14 protein-coding genes are annotated in these 18340 nt (G+C 63.8%); 4 read left to right on the plus strand and 10 right to left on the minus strand.

All coding sequences use genetic code 11. The features are described 5' to 3' along the window. Nucleotides 1–9: 9 nt before the first annotated feature. Nucleotides 10–879, minus strand: coding sequence for a hypothetical protein (locus FGD77_RS17195; protein WP_369682733.1), 870 nt, complete (start codon nucleotides 877–879; stop codon nucleotides 10–12). Between the two features lie 82 nt (nucleotides 880–961). Between FGD77_RS17195 and FGD77_RS17200 the strand changes: the two genes are divergently transcribed. From FGD77_RS17200 to FGD77_RS17210, 3 genes are all read left to right on the plus strand, one after another. Further along, nucleotides 962–2209, plus strand: coding sequence for an efflux RND transporter periplasmic adaptor subunit (locus tag FGD77_RS17200; RefSeq protein WP_255011493.1), 1248 nt, complete (start codon nucleotides 962–964; stop codon nucleotides 2207–2209). Next, a complete protein-coding gene (locus FGD77_RS17205) occupies nucleotides 2206–5916 on the plus strand; it encodes an efflux RND transporter permease subunit (RefSeq protein ID WP_255011495.1) in 3711 nt (1236 codons plus the stop codon). The genes FGD77_RS17200 and FGD77_RS17205 overlap by 4 nt, the downstream gene beginning before the upstream one ends. Nucleotides 5917–6139: 223 nt before the next feature. After that, nucleotides 6140–6391, plus strand: coding sequence for a VPEID-CTERM sorting domain-containing protein (locus tag FGD77_RS17210; protein ID WP_255011497.1), 252 nt, complete (start codon nucleotides 6140–6142; stop codon nucleotides 6389–6391). A gap of 65 nt (nucleotides 6392–6456) precedes the next feature. On the opposite strand, the gene xrtE is transcribed toward FGD77_RS17210, so the two are convergent. The 4 genes from xrtE to FGD77_RS17230 all read right to left on the minus strand — a co-directional run bounded on the left by xrtE (nucleotide 6457) and on the right by FGD77_RS17230 (nucleotide 11741). Then, entirely contained in the window at nucleotides 6457–8055 is a 1599-nt protein-coding gene (gene xrtE, locus FGD77_RS17215; protein ID WP_255011499.1) for an exosortase E/protease, VPEID-CTERM system, read from the minus strand. Between the two features lie 77 nt (nucleotides 8056–8132). Next, a complete protein-coding gene (locus tag FGD77_RS17220; RefSeq protein ID WP_255011500.1) occupies nucleotides 8133–8480 on the minus strand; it encodes a hypothetical protein in 348 nt (115 codons plus the stop codon). Then, a complete protein-coding gene (locus tag FGD77_RS17225) occupies nucleotides 8480–10309 on the minus strand; it encodes an ABC transporter ATP-binding protein/permease (RefSeq protein WP_255011502.1) in 1830 nt (609 codons plus the stop codon). Before FGD77_RS17225 ends, FGD77_RS17220 begins: the two co-directional genes overlap by 1 nt. A 181-nt stretch (nucleotides 10310–10490) precedes the next feature. Further along, the gene (locus FGD77_RS17230; protein ID WP_255011503.1) at nucleotides 10491–11741 is read right to left on the minus strand and encodes a LysM peptidoglycan-binding domain-containing protein; all 1251 of its coding nucleotides are present in this window, start codon (nucleotides 11739–11741) and stop codon (nucleotides 10491–10493) included. Between the two features lie 111 nt (nucleotides 11742–11852). Between FGD77_RS17230 and FGD77_RS17235 the strand changes: the two genes are divergently transcribed. Beyond that, nucleotides 11853–12419: a TIGR00730 family Rossman fold protein gene (locus FGD77_RS17235; protein WP_255011504.1), complete on the plus strand. Its 567-nt coding sequence runs from the start codon at nucleotides 11853–11855 to the stop codon at nucleotides 12417–12419. Here the strand turns inward: FGD77_RS17235 and rarD are convergent. The 5 genes from rarD to FGD77_RS17260 form a co-directional block, all read right to left on the minus strand. After that, nucleotides 12338–13255: an EamA family transporter RarD gene (gene rarD / locus FGD77_RS17240; RefSeq protein ID WP_255011506.1), complete on the minus strand. Its 918-nt coding sequence runs from the start codon at nucleotides 13253–13255 to the stop codon at nucleotides 12338–12340. The genes FGD77_RS17235 and rarD overlap by 82 nt on opposite strands. 113 nt (nucleotides 13256–13368) lie before the next feature. After that, a complete protein-coding gene (locus FGD77_RS17245) occupies nucleotides 13369–13824 on the minus strand; it encodes a host attachment protein (protein ID WP_255011508.1) in 456 nt (151 codons plus the stop codon). Between the two features lie 127 nt (nucleotides 13825–13951). Next, nucleotides 13952–14551, minus strand: a complete 600-nt coding sequence (locus tag FGD77_RS17250) for a superoxide dismutase (RefSeq protein WP_255011510.1) — start codon at nucleotides 14549–14551, stop codon at nucleotides 13952–13954. Nucleotides 14552–14739: 188 nt separating this feature from the next. Beyond that, nucleotides 14740–15318 carry a sarcosine oxidase subunit gamma gene (locus tag FGD77_RS17255; RefSeq protein WP_255011513.1) on the minus strand — a complete coding sequence of 193 codons (579 nt, stop codon included), beginning with the start codon at nucleotides 15316–15318 and terminating at the stop codon, nucleotides 14740–14742. Continuing rightward, the gene (locus FGD77_RS17260; protein ID WP_255011517.1) at nucleotides 15311–18325 is read right to left on the minus strand and encodes a sarcosine oxidase subunit alpha family protein; all 3015 of its coding nucleotides are present in this window, start codon (nucleotides 18323–18325) and stop codon (nucleotides 15311–15313) included. Before FGD77_RS17260 ends, FGD77_RS17255 begins: the two co-directional genes overlap by 8 nt. Between the last annotated feature and the right edge of the window lie 15 nt (nucleotides 18326–18340).

Raw genomic sequence — 18340 nt, forward strand, 5'->3', positions numbered from 1 at the left:
CGCGCCCGGTTAGTTGCCGGACGCATCGCCTGCGGCGTTATTCTCGTCGCCTGCATCGATCTGATCTGTATCCGCTGCATCTGCGCCCATACCGACCTGATCGATGTCTTTGCCAAGCGCCACAATCACTTGTGTCGCGCGGCGACGCAAGCCCGGCGTTGCATCGGCATCGCCAGCAATTCTGCTCAGGCGGTCCGCCGCCGCATCCGTATCGCCCGCGTCGATATCAAGATAGGCTAGCTGTTCTTCGGCCAGAAGGCGCGTCACACCGCCGCCCAGCGCCAGGCCATCCAACTGCGCGCGCCGCGCGTCCGCATCCATGGCGCCGCCCGAAATCATCACCGCCTTGAGCGTGGCGATCTGACGATAGATCGGCGCGACGTCCAGATTTTCGGCGATGCGCAGCAGGCGTTGCTGCGCGCCTTCGGGATCGCTCTCCAGTGCTTCGGCGGCGGCCATCATGTCGATCACCGCGCGGCTGCCTGGCCCGGCTGCGCCCACATCATCCAGCACCGCGGCCCGCGCGCTGCGGTCCTCGGTCTCCAACGCGGCCATCATGGCATCGCCCAGCGCCTCGGCCTGGGCACGGTCCTGCGCCTTGCGCCATTCGTTCCAGGCGGCACCGCCGACCAGAACGACAACAGCCAGGATCGCGATCCAGCCATAGCGGCGCATAAGGGCAAACAGGCGATCGCGGCGGACCTCTTCGCTGACCTCTTCGATGAAACTGTCGCTGTCACTCACGGGGGCGCCTGCCTTGCCTTGCTGCGGTTTTGCCTCTCTTAGCGTGTCATGCCGGGCCTGCCAAGGGCTGCGCGGCGCGCTACGGTCCGGCCAGTTTTCGCGCAGCGCGGCAAAACTGCGACCAGGTGGACGCAACTGGACGTAGAATACCGTAAGAAACCTGTGACCACGCGCGCGATTTGCGCTATCAGCGCGGAGACAAAGTAAAAGGTACTATATGCGCTTGTTCTCGATCCTTGCCGCGATCGCCGTATCGCTGATGATCTACGCCTTCGTGTTCGAACGGCCGCGCCTGATGGCTGCCTTGGGGACGGATGCCCCCGACACCACCGATGTCGCGCAAGAGCCTGCTGAACCAACAGAATCCAGCCCCGATCCGGGAGCCATCGGCGTCGTCGCCGTCCACAGCCGCGCGCAGGAATTCGACAGCGCGGTGGTGCTGCGCGGCCAGACGCAGGCCAACCGTCAGGTCGAGGTGCGCGCCGAAACCTCGGGCAAGGTCATCAGCGACCCGCTGCGCAAGGGCAGCTTTGTTGACGCGCAGCAGACGCTGTGCCGTCTGGCCCCCGGCACGCGCGATGCCGCCCTGGCCGAAGCCCGCGCCCGCCGCGCCGAAGCTGAAACGCGCGTGCCCGAAGCCCAGGCCCGGCTGACCGAGGCCGAGGCGCGACTGGCCGAGGCGCAGCTGAACAACACCGCAGCCTCCACCCTGAGCCAAAGTGGCTTTGCCTCGGACACGCGCGTGGCCGGCGCCCGCGCCGCGCTCAGCGCAGGCGAGGCAGTGGTTCAGGCCGCAAAATCCGGGCTGGACGCCGCGCGCACCGGTATTGAGGGCGCCGAGGCCGGCGTCGCCGCAGCCGAGGAGGAGATGACCCGCCTCAACATCACGGCGCCCTTCGCCGGGCTGCTGGAATCAGACACGGCCGAGCTGGGCAGCCTGCTGCAACCTGGTGCGCTGTGCGCAACGGTGATCCAGCTGGACCCGATCAAGCTGGTCGGCTTCGTATCCGAAGCCGATGTGGCGCGTGTCACACTGGGTGCCGACGCGCGCGCGCGGCTGGTCAACCGGCAGGAGGTCACAGGCGCCGTGACCTTCGTGGCCCGCTCTGCCGATCCCGAAACCCGCACCTTCCGCGTCGAAGTGGCGGTGCCGAACGCCGATCTGGCCCTGCGCGACGGCCAGACCGCCGAGATCATGATTGCCTCGGAGGGCACGCCCGCCCACCTTCTACCGCAATCGGCGCTGACGCTGAACGACGAAGGCACCCTGGGCGTGCGCATCGTGACCGCCGAGAATACGGCCGGTTTCATCCCCGTCGCCCTGATGCGCGATACTGCCGACGGCGTATGGGTCGCGGGCCTTCCGCAGGCTGCGGACGTCATCGTGATCGGTCAGGAATATGTCGTCGCGGGCGTGCCTGTCAGGGCCAGCTACGGTGACAGCAACGGGGACCTCGCACAATGACGGGTATCGTCGACTGGGCCGCGCGCCACGCGCGCATGGTGCTGGCTTTCATTGTGCTCAGCCTGCTGGCGGGCAGCCTGGCCTATGTCGGCCTGCCCAAGGAGGGCGAGCCGGATATCGAGATCCCGGCGCTCTTCGTGTCGCTCGTCTTTCCCGGCATCTCTGCCGAGGACAGCGAAAAGCTGCTGGTCAAGGTGATGGAAACCGAGCTGAGCGATCTGGACGGGCTGAAGGACATGACCGGCACTGCCGCCGAAGGCTATGCCGGCGTTGCGCTGGAATTCGAGTTCGGCTGGGACAAGACCCGCATCATGGCCGATGTGCGCGACGCGATGAGCGCAGCCGAGGCCAAATTTCCCGACGGGGCCGAAAAATATACGCTGACCGAAATCAACTTCAGCGAATTTCCCATCCTGATCGTCAACCTCACCGGCAATGTACCAGAACGCACGATGGCACGCGTCGCCAAGGATCTTCAGGACCGCCTTGAGTCGTTGGAACCGGTGCTGGAGGCCGGCATCGCGGGCAACCGCGACGAACTGGTCGAGGTGGTGATCGACCCCCTGCGCCTTGAATCCTACGACATCACGGCGGGCGAGCTGATCAATACCGTGCGCAACAACAACCTGCTGGTGGCGGCGGGCGAGTTGCGCAGCAACGGCGGCTCCTTCGCGGTCAAGATCCCGTCTTCCTTCGATGACACGCGTGATATCTACAGCCTGCCGGTCAAGACGAATGGCGACCGCGTCGTGACGCTGGGCGATCTGGCGCAGATCAATCTGACATTCGAGGACCGGGCCGGCACGGCGCGCTTTAACGGGCAGACGACCGTCGCGTTGCAGGTGGTCAAACGCAAGGGTTTCAACATCATCGACACTGCCGCGCTGGTGCGCAGCACGGTGGCAGATGCGAAAAAGGCGTGGCCCGAGGGACTGAAGGCCGCGGTGAACGTCGGAACGTCCAACGACCAGTCACGCACCGTCGGCTCGATGGTCAGACAGCTGGAGGGATCGGTACTGACCGCCATCGCGCTGGTGATGATCGTGATGCTGGCCACGCTGGGCATCCGCCCGGCGCTGCTGGTGGGGTTTGCCATTCCCACATCGTTCCTGCTGTGCTTTGCGTCGCTGGCCATCATGGGCATCACGATTTCCAACATCGTCATGTTCGGCCTGATCCTGGCCGTCGGCATGCTGGTGGACGGCGCGATCGTCGTGGTCGAATACGCCGACCGCCGCATGAATGAGGGCTCCGGCCCGATGACCGCCTATGTCGAGGCGGCGAAACGCATGTTCTGGCCCATCGTCAGTTCGACAGCGACGACGCTCTGTGCGTTCCTGCCGATGCTGTTCTGGCCCGGTGTCGCGGGGCAATTCATGGGCATGCTGCCCGTCACGCTGATCTTTGTTCTGTCGGCCTCGCTGCTGGTGGCGCTGGTCTACCTGCCGGTGCTGGGCGGCGTCACCGGGCGGTTGGAGAACTGGTTCAACGCGCGCATCAGTCAGATCGCGGGCGGCTGGTGGGTGTGGCATCTGGCGCTGTTTCCCATCGCGGCGCTGGCCGTGGCTGTTGCGGGCGGTGCCGCGCCGGGGATGCTGACGCTGGTGCAGGCGATTTTTGCCGGTATCGACATGGGCGCGATCCTGGGGTCGGTCATTCCGTCGCTGGCCGCCGCCTTTGCCCTCATGGTCGTGGTGGCGGCGCTTGCCGCGATTGCGGTGGTCGGCGTGGTGGCGACCCTGCTGGGCCTCATGGCGGGCTGGCGCCGGATCATGAACGGCGCGCGCCACATCGGTGCGCGGGCGCTGCCGCGCCACCGCGACCACGTGCGCGCAGGCTATCGCCGCTCGCCGTTCGGCTGGGCGATCCACGCCATCGTTGGCAACCCGGTGATGCCGTTGGTCGCCTTTGGCGCCGTGTTTGTCATCGTCGGCACGACGCTGATCTTCTACATGAACAATAATAACGGCACCGAGTTCTTCGTTGAATCCGAACCCGAGCTGGCCATCGTCTATGTGCGCGCGCGCGGCAACCTGTCGCTGGAGCAAAAGGACGATCTGGTCGCCCAGGTCGAACAGGTCGTACTGGCCGAGCGGGGCGTCGAATCGGCCTTCGCCTTTGCCGGCGATGGCGGGTTGAACAACAACACCGGCGGCGCGTCGCCGCCCCTCGACACGATCGGGCAGGTCCAGTTCGAAACGACCGCCTGGGAGAAACGCCCGACAATCACCCAGCCGTGGCTATGGGGTTTGTGGAATCGCAAGATCAGCGATCCGGCCGTCGACGGCGATCTCATCATCACCGATCTCACAACCAAGCTGGAGAAGATCCCCGGCATCAAGGTCGAGATTCTTGGCCAGACCGGCGGCCCGGCCTCGGCCAAGCCGGTGCATCTGCGCCTCAAGGGCGACGACTGGGTGCAACTGATGGCAGCGACCGAAATCGCGCGCGCGAAATTCGAAACGACGACGGGCCTGAAACTGATCGAGGACACCCTGCCCCTGCCCGGCATCGACTGGCAGATCGATGTCGACGTTGAAAAGGCCGGCCGCTTCGGCGCCGACGTGGCGGCGGTCGGCGGTATGGTGCAGCTGGTGACGCGGGGCCTGTTCCTGGATACGATGCGCGTGCCGTCCTCGGACGAAGAAATCGACATTCGCGCGCGGGTGCCGGAAAAGGACCGCGTTCTCAGCACGCTGGACACGCTCAAGGTGCGCACCGATGAGGGGCTGGTGCCGCTGAGCAATTTCATCACACGGCAACCCGTGCAAAAGCTGGCCCAGATCGACCGGATCGACCAGACGCGGTTCTTTGACGTCAAGGCGGGCGTCATCGCTGGCCTGACAATCACTACGACCGGCCCTGACGGGGCCGAGACGACCGAGCCGCTGACCGCGAACGAGCGGATCGCCTATCTGACCGAGTGGTTGGAGGACGGCGCGCTGCCCGACGGAATCAGCTATGAATGGACCGGCGATCAGGAAGATCAGGAAGAATCCGGCGCCTTCCTGCAAAAGGCATTTCTGGGCGCGCTCGGGCTGATGTTCATCATCCTGCTCGCGCAGTTCAACAGCATCTATAACGCGGTGCTGGTGCTGCTGGCGGTGGTGCTGTCCACCACCGGCGTCCTGATCGGGATGCTGGTGATGGGGCAGACGTTTTCGATCATCATGACCGGCACCGGGATCGTGGCGCTGGCGGGGATCGTGGTGAACAACAACATCGTTCTCATTGATACCTATCAGGAATTCAGCCGCTACATGCCCCGAATCGAGGCAATCACCCGCACCGCCGAGGCGCGCATCCGGCCCGTTCTGCTGACCACGATAACCACGATGGCCGGCCTTGCCCCGATGATGTTCGGGCTGTCCTTGGATTTCGTGAATGGCGGCTACAGTTTCAACAGCCCCACCGCGCTGTGGTGGAAACAGCTGGCGACGGCGGTGGTGTTTGGCCTTGGCATCGCGACGGTCCTGACGTTGATCTTTACCCCGTCGATGCTGGCGCTGCGGGTCTGGTTGGGAACCTATGCAGGCTGGCTGGCGCGCGCGGCGGCGGCATTGTCGATGGGCCGCACCAGCCGCGCCGCGCGCGACTGGGCGCTGCAAAGCGCGGCACGCCGCAAACGCGCGCCCGAAATTATCTGGGACGATGGCAGCATCGCCGCGAAAGACCAGCCCAAGGAGCCCCTGCGCGCCGCCCAGTAGCGGCAGCAGCCCTCCACCCCGAGCATTGCCAATATGATGCGGCAGGTGCCCTCGGTTCAGCGCGGAACGCTATCCGATTGCTGACAAAATCAGTACAGTCACACGCGGATCCGCCGCTTGTTTCCAATTCTGCAACTACGATGGAAATCTTTGACAAGGTCAACGCGAATAGCTAAATGGTAGCTGTAGTTTAGTGTGAGTTTGAGGTTTTTTAATGAGTAACATGCTTAAATCAATCGCAGCTGCGCCCGCTTTGCTGGCCCTCAGCGCGATATCGGCTTCGGCGCAGGCGTATGGCGACCAAGCGTCGCGTCCTTCATGGTGGCACCCACGTTGGGACTTTTTCAATCCGACATTGCCTGATAGCCCGGCTCACAACGTACCGGAAATCGACGCCTCTTCAGGCCTGCTGGCGATGGCCGCGGTCCTTGCCGCGCTGCTTCTGACGTGGGAAATCAAGCGTCGCCGCAGCTAAGGCCTTTCGACCACGGATATACCGGGCCGTCCCGATTGGGGCGGCCTTTTGCGTGTCGTCGCACATCAGATAAGCGACCAGTCGCCATACCATAGCGCTGCGGCCGCGATCACCATGTTCGCGGCCGCGTGTGCCGCGATGGCATCTGCCAGCCGACCGCGCCACAGATAGAGCAGCGAAAACACCACCCCGGCTGCCCCCGCCGCCACCCAGCGGCCATGTAGCGCCGCGAACAGCGCCGTTGACAGGGCGATGGCGGCAACCCTGCGCAGCGGTGTGCCGTCGTCAATCCTGGCCTGCACGTATCCGCGAAAAAACAACTCCTCGACGATGGGCACTAGCAGCGCGGTGCCGACCAGCCGTGTCGCGGCCCACGCGGCAAAGGCGGCGCCGCCCAGCGCGATTGGCGCCGCCTCGGCCTCGGGCGCGATCAGAACCCAAAGCACCCCGATCCCCGCCCCCGCCAGAACGGCCAACGCTGCCGGACGCCGCACGATTTGCCACAAGGGTCGGCGCATCCACCACAATGCAGCGACCATCGCGGCGGCCTGCCAAGGATAGGCAAGCGCAGGCACCTGCCAAAAGGTCTGCGCGACAACGCCCGATGCCATGAACACGATGAACGGCACGATGCGCGCCGCGATCTCATCCTCGGCCAGAGGCGAGGTGGCCCTGCGCGGCGCCCCGCTCTGCAACCAGCCTATGCGCGAGGCGGCGATAAGTACCGCAAGCGACAGTATTATAAAGAAAAGCCATCCGGCAAAGCTGTGAAACCCGTTGACTGCCAATTGCGGCGAGACATGCGCGCCAATCTCGATCAGGAGTGTAATGCGCACCGCGTTCAGCAACCAGCTGAGAACCAGCGCGATGGGCCAGACCACGCCCCAGAACCGCCCCATGCGCAGCGTACCGCGAAAGAGCACCGCGTAAAGCGCCATGAACGCAGTGATCAGCGCAAGCCCCTCGATGCCTGAACAGCTATCGGCCACCGCGACGATAAAATCACCGGTGCCGATAATCTGGGTCGCCGGATCGCCGACCGGCACCTCACCCAGCGCGAGCAGCATCAGCGCAACTACAGCAAAAGTCGCCTCGGTCAGTTTTTGCCAATACCACAGCGGCGCAATGGCATCCGCCAGCATCGGCATCACTGCCGCCGCCGCTATCAACCACAGCAGGGTATGCGTCCGCCCGCTCAGCCACGCGCGCCAGGCGGCCGGGCGCGCCATCCAGAACAGCGCGCCGATCCCGGCCATCAGCGCGCCGCTGGCGAGCGCGGCAAAAAGCAAACCAAACGCAGCGTTCAGCCCCGACTGTGGCGGGATCAACAGCGGCAGCAGCATCACAATGATGCCCGCAATGTGCAGCATCCGCCATGGCCACGACGGGTCGGCGCTGCGCAGCATCGCGACCAGATCGCGGCGCGCAGTGCGCGCCGCCCACAGGTAGACGGCAACCACCGCCGCCACGCAGATCAGGCCCAGCGCAACCCCCCGAAGCCCCCTGCAGGCCAGCGGCAGCGCGGTCATGTGGCATTCAACCGGCGTCAATATCTGAAAAAGCAGCGCCAGCGCGACCAGCTCGGCCAGAAAGAGGGCTGGTAAAAGAACGACGCGCGACCGCACCGGCGATTGCGTAATGGGAGAGAGGGGCGTGTCAGGCATATCTGTAACTCGTCGCATGTTTATCAGTCAGAATAATAGCCTTGGCGTGAAGAAACCCTGATACAGGCCGTCCACTGTCAGCCGCCGAGCGCGCGGGTGGCCCCGTCCAGAGCGGCCCACCAGCCTGCATAGCTGCTGCTTGCCGGTTCCATCCCAGATTGGTCTGGGGCGTCGTCAGGCCACCACACCGGGCCGCGTTCGCCCAGCATGCGTTTGGCGGCATCGACGGCAGCGATGGCCCCGGCACTGGCACTGGCGGCGGGATCGCTATCGACCTGCAATGCCGCGCGGCGGGCCTGCATCAGCGCCTTGATCCCGGCCCGCCGGGTGGTCGGGTTCAACGATGGATCGGTGCAACGGCGCAATTGCCCGCGCGCGACGAAATAGCGGCCGTCGGGCGTCTGGGGGCGGTCCTTTTGCGCCATCAGGCAGCCTCGTCCGATTGCTGGCGCCGCCAAAGGCCCGCATAAGCGCCCCCATCCTCCAGGAGGTCGGCGTGAGTGCCATCCTCCACGATATACCCATTGTCCAGAACCACGATCCGGTCGGCATCGGCCACGGTGCTAAGACGGTGCGCGATGATCAGCACCGTCCTGCCCTGCCCGGCGCGGGCAAGCGCGCCCTGAATGTCCCGCTCGGTCGCGGTGTCCAGCGCACTGGTCGCCTCGTCCAGAAGCAGGATCGGCGGGTCCTTCAGCAGCGTGCGTGCAATGCCGACTCGCTGCTTTTCACCGCCCGACAGCTTCAGCCCCCGCTCGCCCACGGTGGTATCGTAGCCGTCCGGAAGCGAGGTGATGAAGTCGTGGATCGAGGCGGCGCGGGCGGCCTCGATCACGTCATCCTGCGTCGCGCCCTCGCGGCCATAAGCGATGTTATAGCCGATGGTGTCGTTGAACAGGACCGTATCCTGCGGCACGACGCCGATCGCATCGTGCAGACTGCGCTGGGTGACGCCGCGCACATCCTGACCGTCGATCAGCAGCGCGCCCTGCGAGACATCATAGAACCGAAAGAGGAGTCGGCCGATAGTGGATTTGCCCGACCCTGTCGGCCCGACGATGGCAACGGTCTGGCCCGGCTCGGCCGTCAGGCTGATACCCTTGAGGATTTCGCGATCCGCGTCATAGCCGAAATGCACGTCGCGCAGTTCAACCTTGCCGCCGGTCACGGTCAGCGGTGGCGCGTTTTTGGCATCGGTCACATCCGGCGCCTGATCAAGCAGGCCGAACATCTCGCCCATGTCGACGAGGCTCTGCCGGATTTCGCGGTAAACCGTCCCAAGGAAGTTCAGCGGCATGGTGATCTGGATCATATAGGCATTGACCATCACGAAATCGCCCACCGTCAGCGTGCCCTCCTGCACCCCCATCGCCGCCATGACCATGACGATCACAAGGCCCGTGGTAATCAGCAGCGACTGGCCGAAATTGAGGAAGGACAGCGAATAGGAGGTACGCACCGCCGCGCGTTCGTACCCCGCCATCGCGACATCATAGCGCGCCGCCTCGCGATCCTCGGCGCCGAAATACTTGACCGTCTCATAGTTCAGCAGGCTGTCGATCGCCTTTTGGTTGGCGTCCGTGTCCTGATCGTTCATCTCGCGGCGCAGTTTCACGCGCCATTCTGTGACCTTGAACGTAAACGCGACATAAAGAGTGATCACGATCACCACCACCACCAGATACCAGAAATCGAACGCCGCCCACAGGATGATGCCGACGAGAAACAGCTCCAGTATCAGCGGGAAGATCGAGAAGATCAGGAAGCGCAGCAGGAAATCGACGCCCTTCACCCCGCGCTCGATAATCCGGCTGAGGCCGCCTGTCTTGCGGCTGATGTGATAACGCATCGACATCGCGTGGATATGCCGGAAAGTACGCAGCGCCACCTTGCGCAGCGCGTGCTGGCCCACGGGGGCGAACAGCGCGTCACGCAACTGCTGAAGACCCACATTCATCAGCCGCGCCACGCCGTAGGCGACAGTCAGACCGATGGCCCCCGCGCCCAGCGTCCAGGCGGCGTCTGCGCTGCCCTCGCCGGACAGCGTATCGACCGCGGCCTTGTAGAAAAACGGCGTGCCGACCGCGATCAGCTTGGCCGTGAAAAGAGCGATCAGCGCCAGCACAACGCGGCGCTTGATCCAGGTGCCGCCAACCTTTGGCCACAGATAAGGCGACACACGCATGATGGTGGCCCAGCCGGAGGCGGGCATTTCGGTGTCTGTCTGCGGGGAATGTGCGGAAGGGTGGCGCATGGAGGCCCTTTTATGTGGTGCAAGTGACATCAGATAGGCCGTGGCGGCGCGGATATCCAGCCGAAGCGCGTCCCATTGATGGATTTCGCTGTGGCGCGCGTTGGAGTTTGAGTATTTTTTGAACGATGAAAGCCCTAGGGCGCTTGGAGAAAAGCAGCGCCTCAGATCTTCCCGAAACGCTTTAGTCGGGCAAGGTGAACACCTGTCCGGGGTAGATCAGGTCCGGGTTGCCGATACGTTCGGCGTTGGCTTCGAACACGCGAACATAGAGTGTGCCTTCGCCGTATGTCTCTCGCGAGATCGCCCAGAGGGTATTGCCTGGCTGCACCGTAACGACGCGGATCGCAGGCGCGGTGCCTGGCTGCGAATCTGTCTGCGGATTTGCAGTGGATATGCCCTGAAGGCGCGCGTCTGTATCCTGCAATTCGGCCAGCAGCGCGCGATCCTCGCGCTTGAAAGGTGTCTCGACGCGGCTGGCGACGGTGCCGCTGCTGGTGACCTCGTCAATGCGCAGGGCATAGATACCGGTATCCACCTGCGGCAAGCCGGTGCGCCACGTGCCGTCGGCCGCGATGCGCGATGTGGCGATGGGGCGGTTATCCAGATAGATGCGCACGATGCCTTGGCCAACGGCGCGCCCGGCAAGCTGGACATCGCCGTCATCCGTGTAGCTGATCGTGTCGAGCGCGACGTTCGATTGCACGCGCGGGGCGGCGGCGGCGCTGGCGGATTGCAGGATACGGGCGCCACCGGCATCGGCCATCATCACGACTTGCGCAGGCCCAGCAGCATCGGCAGGTGCCAGTGTTTTACTGGTGCCCGTATCGGTAACGCCCTGCGGCGTCTGCTGCGCGTCGGTATCGGACGGCCCCGCATCCGGCGGCGCACCCTTGGCTGTATCTGGCGGGGCTGGCCGCTCTGGTAGGTCCGCAGTGATCACGGGCGCGGCTGCAACGACGATCTGCTGCACGCCGGCGATTTGCGCGCCGCCATCGGCATGGATCATCCGCAACGACAGGAGGCGCGGATCAGGCGCCTGCGGCAGGCTTAGAAAGACCGCGAACCTGCCATCGTCACCCGGCTCCGCCGCGGTCTGTACGGCCCCGTCCAGCAGAATCTGCACGCTCCAACCTGGTACGCCCCGCCCTGCGATCAGTGCCTCGCCGTCGGGTTGCAGGCGAAAGATGTCGATCTGCGGCGCAGGCGGGGCGACGGCGGATTGCACCGACAGGGGGCTGTCCTGCCCGGGCCCAGCATCGGCGGATTGCGGCGCCGCACTGTCGTCAGTCTGAACGGCGGCGCTGGCGGGCGGATCGCCTGCGCGCTCTGGCGCGGGCCGGGTGAGACCGGCAAGGTAGAGCACCACAAGCCCCAGTACCGCCACACCTGCGACAATGGCGCCCGCGCCCCGCAATCCCGACAGCTTGCTCATCGCTCCGGCCCCCGATTTTTGTCGTGTGGCGCATCCGACGCGCCTGTTGCCCGAGCTTAGCAACAGCGGTATCACGGGTCAAAACAACCCATGTCAAAAGGCAGGCTCAACATGCGCACCCCGTCTATCTGTGTCTTTTGCGGCGCACGCGAGGGCGCGCGCCCGGCCTATGGTGCGGCGGCAGACGAACTGGGCACTGCGCTGGCGCAGGACGGCTGGCGGTTGGTCTACGGCGCGGGCGATGTCGGGCTGATGGGACGCTGCGCGCGGGCCGCCATCGCGGCGGGCGGCGCCACGCTGGGGGTGATCCCACAGCACCTGGTGGGCCTTGAGGCCAATGCAGGCGCCGATCACGTCGTCACCGAGACGATGCACGAACGCAAGAAGGTCATGTTCATGAATTCGGACGCGATCGTGCTGCTGCCCGGCGGCGCGGGATCGCTGGACGAGTTGTTCGAGGTGGTGACATGGCGCCAGCTGGGCCTGCATGACAAACCGGTGGTGCTGATCGATGTGGACGGCTATTGGCGCCACTTGATCGCATTGCTCGATCATCTTGTCGCCGAAGGCTTTGCCGGAGACGACCTGACCCGGGCCTATATGACCGTGCCGGACGTGCCTGCCGCCCTTGCCGCCTTGCGCACGGCCCTGCCCCGGCGCAGCGACGAGGCCGTGTAGATCGCCAGCGCCGTCCAGATCATGCCAAAGGCGATGGCGTGCCACATCGAAAACGCCTCGCGGAAAATCAGCGTCGCCACGATGAATTGCAGCGTGGGATTGAGGTATTGCACGAGGCCGATGGTCGCCAGAGACACGCGGCGCGTGGCGTAGGAAAACAGGATCAGCGGCACCGCCGTCAGGATCCCCGCAAAGGCCAGCATCAGCGATGTTACCAGATCCTCGCCGAAATGTCCGTCGCCGCGCGAATGGATCATCGCCAGCAGGCCTATCGCGATGGGCGCCAGCAGTGACACCTCGGCTGTGACCGAAACGACCGGACCGGTCGGCAGGCTTTTTTTGACGGCGCCGTAAGTGGCAAACGACACCGCTAGAACCAGTGCCACCCACGGCGTCACCTGCAACCCAACCGACAGGACCACAACCGCAAGCGCCGCAAGCGCGACGGACACCAGTTGCGCGCGGCTCAGTTTTTCGCGGTAGAAGATCGCGCCGAACAGGACAGCAGCAAGCGGGAATATGTAATAGCCAAGCGATGCTTCGGTCGCCTGATCAAGGTGGATGGACGTGATGAACACGAACCAGTTTAGGGATATCACAAAAGACGCAAAGGCCACGATAGCAAACGATCGCGGTGTCGCCAGAGCCGCAGGTAGAAGCCGCAGTCGGCCCTGGAACCGCAGGACGCAGATGAAAAACAGAAATCCCCACAGTGTACGATGGCACAGGATTTCGATGGGCGGCACGTTATCGAGCTGTTTGTAGTAGAGGCCCGACAGACCCCAGATCGTACAGGCCCCTACCATGGCTAGGACGCCTTTGGCCGCGTCGGTCATGTTGTCCTACCCCTGAATTACACCGTCAGACAAGGCGATGCATATCCCAGCGGTACCGGGTTAGAAAGGGGCGCAATCGGTCGGCGCATAGCAGCGCCGACCGGCGGGCGGGTCTACATATCCGCCAGCTGTTTCTTGACCATCTGTTCGACCACGTCCAGCGGATGATTGGTCAGATCCTTGTCGATCTCGGCAATAACCTTGTCCGTGACTTCCTTGTGCAATTCACCGCGCAGGGCGCCCAGGGTCCGCGCTGCCGCAACGATGACAAGGTGATCATACGCGCCGCGATGCGCCTGCTTGTACAGACGCTCGGCCAGATCGCTGGCAAAGCGTTCCTTGGCCAGTTCGTGCCAATCGGTATCATCAAATGCAGACCGATGGCCCGGTCCGTTGTCGGCCATGCGGCCCGGCCTGTTGGCGGACTGGTCGATATCCTTGGGGTTGTCCTGCTGGTCAATGCGCACAACATTCAGGTCCGGCGCCGTCGCGTCACCGTCATTGCGCAGAAACAGCGCCTTTTCCCCATCGCAGACCAGCACCCATGTGCCCGGCTTCAGCTCGGCCATTATGTATCCTCCAGTGATTGAAACTCTCAGGGGGGGGAAACGGTGTGGGCGACCTGCGGTTCCGACCACGCACGAAAAAGCCCCGGCGAAGTGCTCCACCGGGGCTGATATCTGGCCGATAGACAAATTACATGCGGCTGGCGACGTTTTCCCAGTTCACCAGCGAATCCACGAAGTTATCCAAGTAAGCGGGACGCTTGTTGCGGAAATCGATGTAATAGGAATGCTCCCACACATCGCAGCCCAGCAATGCAGTCTGGCCAAAGCAAACCGGGTTCACGCCGTTTTCGGTCTTGGTGACCTTCAGGCCGCCATCCGTGTCCTTGACCAGCCATGCCCAGCCCGAGCCGAACTGACCGGCGCCCGCAGCGGCGAATTCCTTCTTGAAGTCATCGACGCTGCCAAAGCTGTCATTGAGCGCGGCCTCGACCTCGGACGGCATTTCGGATTTGCCTGGGCTCATCATCTCCCAGAACTGGTTATGATTCCACAACTGGCTGATATTGTTGAAGATCCCGGACTGGGCGACTGCGTTCTTGTCGTAGGTGCCCTTGATGATCTCTTCGAGGGATTTGCCCTCCCACTCGGTGCCGACGATCGCCTTGTTACCGTTGTCGACATACGCCTTGTGGTGGATGTCGTGGTGGTATTCCAGTGTCTCCTTGCTCATGCCGTTACCGGCCAGAGCGTCGTGAGCATATGGAAGATCGGGAAGTTCGAATGGCATGAGTTAGCCCCCTTTGTGATGGAAATTCAGATGGCCCTAGATGGTAGCCTTATGGTCGCAACGTCAAGGGTAACGGGATGGTTCCGGCCAGTTATGACAAAGCTGCGGCCAAGGCAGGCCGACCGGCGAACGGAAATCCCCCGCGCCGCTATACGGCACGGGGGATAAATCGCGTCACCGATGCGCGTTTACTGCGCCAGATACCGCACTTCGCTGCCCGGAGCAGTGGCGCCTTTCAGCAGATCGAACACATATTGCGCGACCGAGCGAAAGCAGACGACGCGCGCCTCGCCAGTATCAGCCATCCAGATCGCAGCCGGCACCTGCGCCATGCGCGAGCGGCGGAACTGGCCCACCTTGAACGCGCCCGCTGACAGATCAACCGGCATCAGCTTGGCCAACGCCTCGCGCACCAGCGCATCGTCACCGCTGAGCGCGAACATGCAGCGCGCGTCCGATACGTTGACCGCCAGATGGTGATCATCGCCCATCGCGGTGCCGATTTCGGCCAGCTTGGCGTCGACATCAGCATAGGGCACGATAATCAGCAACTCGTCCGGTGACATCCACGCCACAGCGCCGGTGTCGGTCAGGCTGATATGCCCGGCGGTCGGCATGTCGCCGCCCGCCACGGATGTGACGGCCTTCTTCAGCGTGGCCGCGCTCAGATCGCCGCGCAGGGTGATCATACCTTGCAGGCCCATATCGCGGACCAATGTGAACCCTTGGGCGCTGGCGCCATTCAAGGCGCTGACTGTGTTAGACATTCTGCTTCTCCCCGTCCTTGTCAAAGAACACCGCATCGACGATTTTCGCGCGCATCACCGTACCATCGAGACGCGGGAACTCCAGCACCTCGCCCATACGGTCCGGCCCGTTCAGCACCAGCCCCATAGCAATCCCGCGCTCGAGCGTGGGCGAATGATAGGTCGAGGTGACCCTGCCCTGCGTTTCGCGCTGACCGTTGGCGTTCGTGCCCTCGGCCGTGGCATAGGCGCCATCGGGCAGCACAGCGCCATCGACGGTCTCCAGTCCAACCAGCTTCCACCGCGTGGGATCGGTCATATGGCTGCGAGCCTGCGCACGTTTGCCGATATAATCCTCTTTCTTCTTGGAAATGGCCCAGCCCAGCCCCAGATCCTGCGGGATCACGGTGCCGTCGGTTTCATCCCCCATCATGATAAAGCCCTTTTCGGCCCGCATGATATGCAGCGCTTCGGTGCCATAGACCGTGATGTTCGCCGATGATCCCGCCGCCAACAGCGCATCCCAGAGCGCGCGGCCCTCGGACGCCTTGACCGCGATCTCATAGCTCAACTCACCCGAGAAGGAGATGCGATAGGCGCGTGCCTGCATCCCGCCAAGGGTGATGTCCTTCCACGCCATGAACGGCAGCGCCTCGGCGCTGATATCATCGCCGGTCAGTTTTTCCAGCGTTTCGCGGGCCCGCGGGCCGACAACGGCGATCTGGGCATATTGCTCGGTCAGGTTGGCGACATAGACGTCCCAATCCCACCACTCGGTTTGCAACCACTCCTCCATGTGACCGTGGATCGATTCGGCGCCGCCCGTGGTCGTGTGGCACAGGAACGTGTCGTCATCGATGCGCGCCACCACGCCGTCATCGACGAGAAACCCGTTCTCGCTGCACATCAGACCATAGCGGCAGCGTCCCGGCTTCAGCGTGCTCATCATATTGGTGTAGAGCATGTCGAGGAACTTGCCCGCGTCCTTGCCCTTGACCACCAGCTTGCCCAGCGTCGAGGCGTCCAGCATGCCAAGGCTGGCGCGCGTGTTCTTGACCTCGCGGCTGACCGCCTCTTCGATGCTTTCGCCCGGTTTTTGGTAGGTGTAGGGGCGGCGCCACTGGCCGACAGGCTCGAAAAACGCGCCGTTTTCCACATGCCAGTCATACATCGGCGTCTGGCGGATCGGCATGAACCGTTCGTCGCGCGCTTCGCCGGTGATGGAGGCCATCGAGATGGGTGTATAGGGCGGGCGGAACGTGGTCGTGCCGGTCTGTGGAATAGGTTGACCCAAAGCATCAGAAAGGATCGCCAGACCGTTGATGTTGCTCAACTTCCCCTGATCCGTCGCCATGCCTAGGGTGGTGTAACGCTTGGCGTGTTCGACTGATTCAAAGCCCTCCTGAGCCGCCAGCTGGACGTCCGATACCTTGACGTCGTTCTGATAGTCCAGCCACGCCTTCTGACGCTTCTTGATACCCGCGCCCTGCGGCATCATCCAGACGGGGGCCATCGACGCTTCGTCCACCTTATCCACATCGGGAGCTGAAACGGCGCCGCCGGTGTGGCCAGCGGCCTTGGCCGCAGACGCCCCTGCGGAGGTTGCATCGCTTAGAACATCGCCCAGCGAAAACGCGCCATTGGCAGCGCCTGCGGGCGTCACGAACGCCTCGCCCGTAGCGCCGGTGGGCGCTTTGTCCCCATCCGGGCGGAACGCGGCTGTCGCCTCGTCCCAGATCAGCTTGCCGCCGCAATGCGACCACAGGTGAACCACCGGCGACCAGCCGCCCGACATGGCAACGACATCGCAAGCGATCTCTTCCAGCACGGCGCCCTCGCCGACCTGAGAGCAAACGCCGACACCGGTGACACGCTTGCCGCCCTGCACCGATGAGATGCCGTGTCCCATCAACACCCTGATGCCCAGAGATTTCGCCTCGGCCATCAGCGGGCTATCCTGACCCGGGACACGCGCGTCCAAGATCGCAGGTACGTCAAGGCCGCTCTTTTTAAGGGTGATCGCGGTACGATAGGCGTCGTCATTATTGGTGACGACGACCGTGCGATCCCCGATTGAAACGCCGAAATCGACCACATAGTCGCGCACGGCCGACGCCAGCATGACACCGGGAATGTCGTTACCCGCGAAGCTGAGCGGGCGCTCGATGGCGCCTGTCGCGGTCACGATCTGCGCCGCGCGGATGCGCCACAGGCGATGGCGCGGGCCCTGCGCCTCGGGCTGGTGATCGCCGACACGCTCGTAGCCCAACGCATAGCCGTGGTCGTAGACGCCCGCGCCCATTGTGCGGTTGCGCATTGTGACATTGTCCATCGCGGCCAGCTCGGCCACGATTTCGTCCACAAACTTATCCACAGGCTGGCCGCCGACGGTGCCGCCATCGACCGGCGCACGGCCGCCCCAATGGGCGGTCTGCTCGATCAGCAGGACCTTGGCACCAGTGGCTCCCGCCGCGCGGGCTGCTTGCAGGCCGGCAACGCCGCCGCCGATGACCAGCACGTCGCAGAAGGCATAGAAATGCTCGTACGTGTCGGTGTCACGCTGATCCGGTGCTTTGCCGAGGCCGGCTGATTTGCGGATGATCGGCTCGTAAACGTGTTTCCAGAAGGGGCGCGGATGGATGAACATCTTGTAGTAGAAGCCCGCCGGCAGGAAGCGCGCCAGCTTGGTGTTGATCGCGCCCACGTCGAAATCAAGCGACGGCCAGTGGTTCTGCGAGGTGCAGGTCAGCCCCTCGAACAGTTCGGTCGTGGTGATGCGCTGGTTCGGCTCGAAATCCGCGCCTGTGCCCATACCGACCAGACCGTTCGGCTCTTCCGCGCCCGATGCGACCACGCCGCGCGGGCGGTGGTATTTGAACGAACGGCCGACCATCATCTGATCGTTGGCCAGCAGCGCCGAGGCGATGGTGTCACCCTCGTAGCCGCGCAGGCGCTTGCCGTTGAAGGTGAAATCGATCTTGCGGCCCTTGTTCAGAAGGCGACCGCCATTTGCCAAACGTGTGCTCATGCCCGTGCCCCCGTG

Source organism: Roseovarius sp. M141, assembly GCF_024355225.1.
In the GTDB taxonomy this organism is placed as follows: Bacteria; Pseudomonadota; Alphaproteobacteria; order Rhodobacterales; family Rhodobacteraceae; genus Roseovarius.

Excerpts from the sequence above, each read along its gene's own strand:
- FGD77_RS17200 (WP_255011493.1), top strand. The coding sequence starts at position 962 with ATGCGCTTGTTCTCGATCCTTGCCGCGATCGCCGTATCGCTGATGATC.
- FGD77_RS17205 (WP_255011495.1), top strand. The coding sequence starts at position 2,206 with ATGACGGGTATCGTCGACTGGGCCGCGCGCCACGCGCGCATGGTGCTG.
- FGD77_RS17210 (WP_255011497.1), top strand. The coding sequence starts at position 6,140 with ATGCTTAAATCAATCGCAGCTGCGCCCGCTTTGCTGGCCCTCAGCGCG.
- xrtE (WP_255011499.1), bottom strand. The coding sequence starts at position 8,055 with ATGCCTGACACGCCCCTCTCTCCCATTACGCAATCGCCGGTGCGGTCG.
- FGD77_RS17220 (WP_255011500.1), bottom strand. The coding sequence starts at position 8,480 with ATGGCGCAAAAGGACCGCCCCCAGACGCCCGACGGCCGCTATTTCGTC.
- FGD77_RS17225 (WP_255011502.1), bottom strand. The coding sequence starts at position 10,309 with ATGCGCCACCCTTCCGCACATTCCCCGCAGACAGACACCGAAATGCCC.
- FGD77_RS17230 (WP_255011503.1), bottom strand. The coding sequence starts at position 11,741 with ATGAGCAAGCTGTCGGGATTGCGGGGCGCGGGCGCCATTGTCGCAGGT.
- FGD77_RS17235 (WP_255011504.1), top strand. The coding sequence starts at position 11,853 with ATGCGCACCCCGTCTATCTGTGTCTTTTGCGGCGCACGCGAGGGCGCG.
- rarD (WP_255011506.1), bottom strand. The coding sequence starts at position 13,255 with ATGACCGACGCGGCCAAAGGCGTCCTAGCCATGGTAGGGGCCTGTACG.
- FGD77_RS17245 (WP_255011508.1), bottom strand. The coding sequence starts at position 13,824 with ATGGCCGAGCTGAAGCCGGGCACATGGGTGCTGGTCTGCGATGGGGAA.
- FGD77_RS17250 (WP_255011510.1), bottom strand. The coding sequence starts at position 14,551 with ATGCCATTCGAACTTCCCGATCTTCCATATGCTCACGACGCTCTGGCC.
- FGD77_RS17255 (WP_255011513.1), bottom strand. The coding sequence starts at position 15,318 with ATGTCTAACACAGTCAGCGCCTTGAATGGCGCCAGCGCCCAAGGGTTC.
- FGD77_RS17260 (WP_255011517.1), bottom strand. The coding sequence starts at position 18,325 with ATGAGCACACGTTTGGCAAATGGCGGTCGCCTTCTGAACAAGGGCCGC.